8 protein-coding genes and 1 pseudogene are annotated in these 8927 nt (G+C 33.5%); 3 read left to right on the top strand and 6 right to left on the bottom strand.

Annotated elements, in window-relative coordinates:
- Positions 1-90: 90 nt before the first annotated feature.
- The 4 genes and pseudogenes from CD155_RS13155 to groES form a co-directional block, all read right to left on the bottom strand.
- A pseudogene (locus tag CD155_RS13155) lies at positions 91-204 on the bottom strand (LPXTG cell wall anchor domain-containing protein); the annotation flags it as partial.
- A gap of 30 nt (positions 205-234) precedes the next feature.
- Positions 235-1431 carry a cell wall anchor protein gene (locus CD155_RS10805; protein ID WP_256605053.1) on the bottom strand — a complete coding sequence of 399 codons (1197 nt, stop codon included), beginning with the start codon at positions 1429-1431 and terminating at the stop codon, positions 235-237.
- A gap of 244 nt (positions 1432-1675) precedes the next feature.
- A complete protein-coding gene (gene groL, locus CD155_RS10800; protein ID WP_103213325.1) occupies positions 1676-3295 on the bottom strand; it encodes a chaperonin GroEL in 1620 nt (539 codons plus the stop codon).
- Between the two features lie 69 nt (positions 3296-3364).
- Positions 3365-3649 carry a co-chaperone GroES gene (gene groES / locus CD155_RS10795; protein ID WP_002445339.1) on the bottom strand — a complete coding sequence of 95 codons (285 nt, stop codon included), beginning with the start codon at positions 3647-3649 and terminating at the stop codon, positions 3365-3367.
- A 178-nt stretch (positions 3650-3827) separates the two neighbouring features.
- Between groES and mroQ the strand changes: the two genes are divergently transcribed.
- A complete protein-coding gene (gene mroQ, locus CD155_RS10790; RefSeq protein ID WP_002445337.1) occupies positions 3828-4571 on the top strand; it encodes an intramembrane glutamic endopeptidase MroQ in 744 nt (247 codons plus the stop codon).
- Between the two features lie 56 nt (positions 4572-4627).
- Here the strand turns inward: mroQ and CD155_RS13035 are convergent, their stop codons facing one another.
- Complete coding sequence (locus CD155_RS13035; protein WP_115177470.1) at positions 4628-6250, bottom strand: SdrH family protein; 1623 nt, start codon at positions 6248-6250, stop codon at positions 4628-4630.
- A gap of 189 nt (positions 6251-6439) precedes the next feature.
- Here CD155_RS13035 and CD155_RS10770 point away from each other — a divergent pair, with 189 nt between their 5' ends.
- Positions 6440-7066, top strand: coding sequence for a nitroreductase family protein (locus tag CD155_RS10770; protein WP_103213322.1), 627 nt, complete (start codon positions 6440-6442; stop codon positions 7064-7066).
- 293 nt (positions 7067-7359) lie between these two features.
- Entirely contained in the window at positions 7360-8145 is a 786-nt protein-coding gene (locus tag CD155_RS10765; RefSeq protein WP_103213321.1) for a carbon-nitrogen family hydrolase, read from the top strand.
- A gap of 370 nt (positions 8146-8515) precedes the next feature.
- Here the strand turns inward: CD155_RS10765 and CD155_RS10760 are convergent, their stop codons facing one another.
- Positions 8516-8593, bottom strand: a complete 78-nt coding sequence (locus CD155_RS10760; protein WP_080981464.1) for a delta-lysin family phenol-soluble modulin — start codon at positions 8591-8593, stop codon at positions 8516-8518.
- Between the last annotated feature and the right edge of the window lie 334 nt (positions 8594-8927).

The raw sequence follows: 8927 nt of genomic DNA, 5'->3' as shown, positions 1-8927 counted from the left end.
ATTTTTTACAATTAAAAAATTGATAGTTTTGATGATTTTTTTGACGAAAATTAAAAGAGTACAAACAATAATGTCTGTACTCCAAAAATTTTATTCTTTTGTTCTATTTCTATATAATCCTAATAATCCTAAGCCAGCAAGTAACATTAATGCAGCAGGATTAAAACCAGTTTGTTCTACCCCAGTTTTTGGCAATTCATCTTTATCTTTTTGATCTGATTTTTCTTCACCTGTTTAATTCTCTGAATTGTTATGTCCTTTGACTTTCGTAGTAGCTTTTTTATTCTGGTTTTGCTCAGGATTTTTTGTTTTACCTGTAGGTTTCTTTGTCATCTCTTTTTTGAAAATGTGTTTTGTAATACCATCTTTTACAATTGTTTTTTCAAAAGTATAACCGTCAATTTGTCCAGGATTTCTATTATTAGCTGTAGTTTTACTGTCTTCTACTGCATCTTTAAGAATGTTCCCAATTTCATCTACCCAAACAGTAACGTGTAGTAATGGTTTCTCTTCAGTAGTTTGTTTATTTTCATCTTCATTTGAGTTTAAATGAGTTTGTCCATTATTTTTAGCTTTTTGTTTATCTTTATTTTCTTCATCTTTTTTAGTGTTTGAAGTTGTTGTTTCTTCTTTCTTTGTTTCTGTAGGTTTCTTTTCTTCTTTTTTGTCACTAGGTGTTACTTGTGTTTCTTCTTTGTTACTTTCTTGATTCTTATTTTGCGCTTGAGTTGTAGCTGGTGTTTCTTCTTTTTTTGTTTCTGTAGGTTTCTTTTCTTCTTTTTTGTCACTAGGTGTTGCTTGTGTTTCTTCTTTGTTACTCTCTTGATTCTTATTTTGTGATTGAGTTGCAGCTGGTGTTTCTTCTTTTTTTGTTTCTACAGGTGTGTTTTGATTCGTGTTTGTAGCGTTTCCAGTGGATGGAGTAGTTTGGTTATTACTCACTTTTTTATAAATATACTTAGTAATACCATCTGACATTGTCATTCGTGTATATCTATAACCTGGAATTTTAACAGGTCCTCTCTCTGATTCTGGAGTTTTCGCATCTTCAACTGCATCCTTCAGAATATTGCCGTCTTCATCCAACCAGACTGTAACATGTAGAATTGGTACTTCGTAAAAACTGCTATAATCTTCTTCATCCTCATTAGTTGAAGTATCAGCATGTTGTTGATTATTTGTATTTTGTTGATTACTCGCACTTGGATTCGCAGGTGTTGTTTGTACTGTTTTATCACTCTTTTCAGTGGATGTTGTCGCTACCTTCTTATCTTGCGGTTGGTCACTATTATTTTGTTCAGCATGTGCGCTCGCATTTCCTGAAAATAAGTATAGAGCTAAAGTTAATGCGCTTGCGGTACCATAACCTAAATATTTTTTGCTGGATAATTGTTTTAATTTGTTTACATCTTTAGGTGTGTTGTCTTTCATAGTTGTTAAATCCTCCTAAAATTATTGAACAATAACGTTTTTAAAAATTGAAACGATAGTAAATATTATGAATTGATATATGCTCGTCTCACTAACATTATAGTTAAATTAATTATAATATATTATTTTAAATAAAAATACTCGTTTCGACATCGTTTTCAAAAAAATGATACAAAAAACTCCCTTCAAAGGGAATTCATCACTTTGAAAGGAGCTAAACTTTAATCATTAGTCATTGATTCAATTACATCATACCTGGCATGCCACTCATACCTGCTTGATCGTTATTATCTTTTTCAGGAATTGTAGCGACTACCGCTTCAGTTGTTAAGAACATTGCAGCAACACTTGCAGCGTGTTGTAATGCTGAACGTGTAACTTTCGTAGGGTCTACAATACCTTCTTCTAGCATATTTACCCATTCATTTGTAGCAGCGTTGAAGCCTACACCAGCATCTGCGTTTTTCAAGCGTTCTACAATAATTGAGCCTTCTAAGCCAGCATTTTCAGCAATTTGACGTACAGGGGCTTGTAGTGCTTTAAGCACGATATTTACGCCTGTTTCAACGTCGCCTTCTGCTTCGATTTCACTTACCTTTTTATAGATATTAACTAAGGCAGTACCACCACCGGCAACAATACCTTCTTCAACTGCAGCTCGAGTAGAGTTAAGCGCATCTTCAATACGTAATTTACGTTCTTTAAGTTCAGTTTCACTTGCAGCACCTACTTTAATGACTGCAACGCCACCGGCTAATTTAGCTAAACGCTCTTGTAATTTCTCTCTATCGAAGTCTGAATCAGTTTCTTCGATTTGAGCTTTGATTTGACTTACGCGTGCGTCGATATTATTTTCGTCACCATCGCCATCAACGACAGTTGTATTATCTTTAGTTACTTCAACTTTGTTAGCTGAACCTAACATATCGATTGTCGCATCTTTTAATTCTAAGCCTAAATCGTCCGTAATCACTTGTGCACCTGTTAAAATAGCTAAATCTTCTAACATTGCTTTACGACGGTCACCAAAACCAGGTGCTTTAACTGCAACTGCTGTGAATGTGCCACGCATACGGTTTAAGACAATATTAGTTAATGCGTCACCTTCAACCTCATCAGCCACAATTAAAATCGGACGACTTGATTGAACGACTTGTTCTAATAAAGGAAGAATATCTTGGAATGATGAAATTTTCTTATCAGTTACTAGAATGTAAGGTCTTTCTAATTCAGCAATCATTTTGTCTGAATCTGTAACCATATATGGAGATTGGTAACCACGGTCAAATTGCATACCTTCAACAACTTCTAATTCAGTATTGAAGCCATTTGATTCTTCAATTGTAATAACTCCGTCATTACCTACTTTATCCATTGCCTCTGAGATATATTGACCGATTTCTTCATCTGCAGCTGAGATAGCACCTACTTGAGCAATTTCATTTTTATTTTCAACTTTTTGAGAAATATCATGAAGTGCTTCAACAGCAACTTTTACTGCTTTGTCGATGCCTTGTCTTAAACCAACTGGATTGGCACCGCTTGTCACGTTTTTCAAGCCTTCTTGAATCATAGATTGTGCTAAAACAGTCGCTGTAGTCGTACCGTCACCAGCGATTTCGTTCGTTTTATTAGCAACTTCTTGCACTAATTTTGCGCCCATATTTTCATAAGGGTCTTCTAATTCAATTTCTTTAGCAATTGTAACCCCATCGTTTGTAATTAATGGTGTTGTATATTCTTTATCTAATACTACATTGCGTCCTTTAGGACCAATCGTCACTTTTACAGCGTTTGCTAATTTATCTACACCTCTAAGCATCGCTTGACGCGCGTCTTCTGAGAATTTAAGATCTTTTGCCATATTTTATAATACCTCCAATTTTAGAAATTCTTTGATTGTCGTTTAATGTTTATAAATTTATTTTTAAAATTATTGAATTACTGCTAAAATATCTTCTTCATTTAAAACTAAGTAAGTATCGTCACCGCGTTTAACTTCTGTACCTGCGTATTGTTGGAAAACGACAGTGTCACCTTCACTTACTTCAGGAGCAACTCGTGAACCATTGTCTAGTAAACGTCCTTGGCCTACTGCGATGATTACACCTTCATTTGATTTTTCTTTAGCGCTATCTGTTAACACGATACCACTTTTAGTTGTTTGTTCTTGCTCTTTCTTTTCAATAATCACACGATTTCCTAATGGTTTAAGCATGATTGTTCCTCCTTTATTCGCATGTGATTTAGCACTTAGAATAATAGAGTGCTAACCTAATTTTTATATTAATCAAAGTTGGTCAACTTTTCAAGTGAAAAGGTAGCCGATTAAATTTTGTACATCACAATTATTTACGATAAAATAAACTATACTTAAATATAGATGGAGGTAAGTTATGAGAAGATTTTGGGTATCTTTATTAACGGTGCTCATATATGGCTTGGCTCAAATGCTACCTGGTTTCATTCTAAGAAGCAATTGGCTTGGTCATATGTCAAAAATAGAAAGCACTCAATTTATGATTTATACTCAAGTTTCTTTATTTATTCTAGCTGCTGTTATTATTATTTTAATCAATTTAAAGGTAAAGAATCCTACTACACTAGAAGCTAGTAAAAAAGAACCTAAAAGATATATTGTGCCATGGGCATTGCTCGGTTTCTGTATCGTTATGATCTACCAAGTGATTGTGGGTTTAATTTTCTTTGCAATTAATGGTAGCCCTCAAAAGAGTCCAAATACAGAACGTTTAATGGTAATCGCAAAACAAATGCCTGTATTCATTATTTTAATTTCTATTGTAGGACCAATATTGGAAGAATTTGTCTTCAGAAAGGTATTTTTCGGAGAAATATATAATGCTATTAAAGGGCCTCGTGTCGTAAGCTTTCTCATTGCTTCGATAGTCAGTTCGCTTATTTTTGCTTTAGCTCATAACGATTTTAAATTCATTCCTATGTACTTTGGTATGGGTATGATATTTTCAATTGCTTATGTATATACTAAGCGGATTGCTGTTCCAATCGGTATTCATATGTTGCAAAATGGTACAGTGGTACTGATGCAAGTGTTTGGTGGCGATGCGTTGAAGAAAGCTCAAGAACAAGCAAACTTTATTCTACATTTTATTTTAAAATAAAGAGCATCTAATCATGTATAATGTTGCGAATCGTACATGATTAGATGCTTTCTTTGTTATTGTTGATTTTTCTTTCTATTATATAAGAACATACCTACTACACCTGCAAATATGACAACAATCACACTACTTAGTGTAATGAGGGTACGATTAAATTTCTTCTTATTATTATAGTCATCTGTTTGTTCTTCATCATTGGTTGTGATTTGATCTTCGCTGTGATTTTTAAAGGCACTATGATTTGAATCCTCTTTATCAGTAGGTTTTTTCAAATCTGGCATTGAACCGATTTCGCCAGTGATAAGTGCTAAAACTTGCTCATCTAGATTTTCATAATATTTACTAGCATTTAATGGATTAAAATATTGGAATCTAAAATAGTTAGACCCTTTTTGTAAAGAATTTAAATACTCATTCCCACTAAAATTTTGTTTTCTAAATAAACTGTAAATATCACTATCAGTAATTTCCCCATTTTCAGTGTTTAAATTTCTCACTTGGTTAATTAAAAATGGATTATATTTATACGCACCACTCGCTAAATTTTTAAAACGGTTCAGAATAGAGTTGTCGTCAGTTTTTTCATTATTAGTATTATAATGATTGTGATTTACGGCTGAACCTGATCTATTCCAAATAAATTGATTACGATCATAGTGCTGCGATTGATGATTCGATTGTGGATAGTCTGAACTATTGTCCGTGTTCGGGTCTCTTTTATATGGAGGGCCACTATCATTATTACTATTATGGCTTCCATAGTTTCCATTCCCTGGACTATTCGTTCCTCCATTATTGTTATCAGATTTAGGTGGTTGATTTGGATTATCCTGGTGAGACCCATGTGAGTTACCTGATGAACCATGATTGGAATGACCGTTATTGTTGTTACCATCTGAACCATGGTTATTATTTCCATGAGATCCTGAATCGCCTCCACCTGGATGATGCCCGCCATTATCAGATGAGTGGTCGTGATCTGAACCATGATTGGAATCGGAGCCGCTATCTGAATCGGAATCGCTGTCGGAATCCGAACCTTGATCTGAGTCTGAACCGTGATCTGAGTCCGAACTGTGGTCTGAATCGGAGCCTGAGTCACTATCTGAATCGGAATCACTACCGGAATCGGAACCTTGATCAGAATCGGAGTCACTGTCTGAATCTGAGTCTGAATTGTGATCAGAGTCTGAGTCGTTATCTGAATCGGAACCTTGGTCTGAATCAGAGTCACTATCGGAATCCGAACCTTGATCTGAGTCTGAATGACTGTCTGAATCACTATCGGAATTATGATCAGAATCTGAATCGCTATCGGAATCTGAATCGCTGTCAGAATCTGCGTCGCTATTTGAATCTGAATTACTATCAGAATCTGAATCGCTGTCAGAATCCAAATCTGAATTTACCTCACTCGTTGCATTTACATCAGAATTATCTGCACTTTCATTTTCAGAAGTAGAAACGTCATTTATATTGTTTTGAGGTTGCTCATTTAGTGTATTCTCATCATTAGAAGATGGATTGACAGAATCAGTATGATTCAATTCCGTATTAGAATTTGCATGGTTTGCGATTTCATTTTCAGCTGCGTGAGCTTGATGATCTAACATAGACGTACTTAGCATAAAGGCAAAGCCTGTTAATACAAACGAATGCTTTAATTTAATATTTTTCATCACCCAATCACCTCCCCTTTTCTTTTTCTTATCATCCTTAGTATATATAAAATAAAAGACTTTTGCATTTAAATAAGTCTTTTGAAAATGAATATTAATATAGTTGAAACTTCATAGTAATTATTTGTTTACTTTGAAAAGTATAATTATTATAGTGAATATACATTATAAACAAAGGAGTATTTTAAAATGGGATTTTTAAATAAAAATGAAAAAGAACCAACATTTAGTGAAGCAATTGAAAGTAGAAGAACGATTTATAATTTAGAAAAATCGATTTCTATAAGTGATGAAGAACTTGAAGGAATCATTTCACATGCTGTTAAACACGTACCTTCAGCATTCAACTCACAATCTACGAGAATCGTTTTACTTTTAAATGATAAAAATGAAAAGTTTTGGGAAACGACAAAGTCGATACTGAAAGAAACAATGGGACAAGATAGAGATTTTGAACCCACTCGACAAAAAATTGATAATTTTAAACATTCACACGGTACAATTCTTTATTATGAAGATCAAAGTGTGATTAACGCTTTACAAGATAAAATGCCTAATTTCTATGAGAATTTTGAAATCTGGTCTAATCAAGCAAATGCTATGCATCAATACGCTATATGGACTGCATTGGCTACACAAGGTATTGGCGCTTCTTTACAACACTACAATCCAATCGTGGATGAAGCAACTGCAAGTGAATTCGAAATTCCTAAAACTTGGAAATTAATTGCACAAATGCCTTTCGGTGATGTACGTGAAGAAGCTAAAGATAAAGAAATTAAACCTATCGAAGATCGTTTTATCGTAAAAAAATAATCTTTGAGTTAGGGAATGGGACAGAAATATAATTTAGCAAAATTATTTTCGTTGTCCCTCTCCCAACTTGCATTGTTTGTAGAATTTCTTTTTAAGAAATTCTCTATGTTGGGGCCCCGCCTGCAAGGATGGCTAGGATTAAAAGAAGCTTGATAGAAGCGCACTTTTAATTCAGACATCTACTGCCAATATGTTAAGAAGGCTGAGACAATTAATTATGTCCCAGCCTCCTTTTTGCGTTTAATAGATAACTTTAGTATCTTATAGATAAACTCAAATGAGGAGTGAAGAATATGAAAATTCAACTTTTTCAATTTCACGTGGCTTACGGTAATACGGAAGAAAATGAAACTAAAATCACAAATTGGTTTAATGAATACATAGATGATGATACTGATGTCGTTGTTTTACCTGAAATGTGGAATAACGGTTATGCGTTAGAAGAACTTGAAGATAAAGCCGACATCAGTTTAAAAAGAAGTTTTCCATTTGTATCTCAACTTGCTAAGGAATTTAATGTAGATATTGTCGCTGGATCTGTTTCTAATATTAAAAATGAAAATGTATACAATACGGCATTTTCAGTCAATAAAGACGGCGAATTAATTAATGAATATGATAAAGTACATCTCGTACCTATGTTAAGAGAACCTGAATTTCTTTCAGATGGAAATATCGTGCCTGAGCCTTTCAAATTATCAGACGGAACACTAGCAACTCAAATTATCTGTTATGACTTAAGATTTCCAGAATTATTAAGATATCCTGCTAAAAGCGGTGCTAAAATCGCATTCTATGTAGCTCAATGGCCAAGTGCTAGACTTAATCATTGGCTTTCACTCCTCAAAGCAAGAGCAATTGAAAATGATATGTACGTTGTAGCGGCAAATGGTTGTGGCAATGATGGGAATACTGAATATGCAGGTTACTCCACAGTAATTAACCCTAATGGTGAAATCATACAAGAATTGGGAAGTGACGAAGGTTTACTTACAACTACTATAGATCTAGAGTTAGTGGATAAACAACGGGAGTCTATTCCTGTCTTCAAGAATTTAAAACCTCATTTATACAAATAAAAATAAGCCGTGAGCTTGGGAGGGACTCACGGCTTTGATAACTTATTATTAAGGGAATGTTTTTACAGTTATTTTTTCAATCTATTTTTTGGGGATGTTATTAATTATGAAAAAATTTTAGTGAATTTATCTATTTTATTAATGATAAATTGAATGTTGTTTACGATAGCTTACATGCTAGAAATAATTACCTAATTAAAGGTAGCTAAGAATAATACGTAACACTGAGTCCAAGGAAACTACAGCTTTATAGCAAATGTTGCTCACTTGCTATTCAAGAGTTCTGGATTGTTAAGTTGGGATGGCTTAACAATCCATTTCTTAGTCATACTATACGAAGAAAACAAAGTTACAATGAAAAATTCAAAACTTATTTTTTGAATTTTTTAACTGTATCAATGATCCATTTGATTAAATCACTGATTGTAGAAATGATATCTGATGCCATGTCAACTTCACTCCTTCCGACTAAATAATGGATTTGAATGATTAGGGAAAAATCATTCAGTTAAGATTAAGCAAATTTTTCAACTATCTTTCCATCACATCTCTGTGATATGAGTCTATTAAAACATGCATTCTACATAATGAAACAAATATTTCTTAACTCGCAAAAAAACATACATAACTGTAAATTTTTTTATGTTAAAATATCACTTAGGAATTAAAAATAACACTTAGGTATATTTATATAACAGTTAGGCATATTTCTTAAATTGAGTTGCACAAAATTGTATAATGAATTATGAGGAGAGTAGTAGATCTGTCTCTTATACACATCT

The sequence above is a fragment of the Staphylococcus caprae genome, assembly GCF_002902725.1.
GTDB classification, from domain to species: Bacteria; Bacillota; Bacilli; order Staphylococcales; family Staphylococcaceae; genus Staphylococcus; species Staphylococcus caprae.
This window is presented reverse-complemented; position numbering and strand designations above follow the sequence as displayed.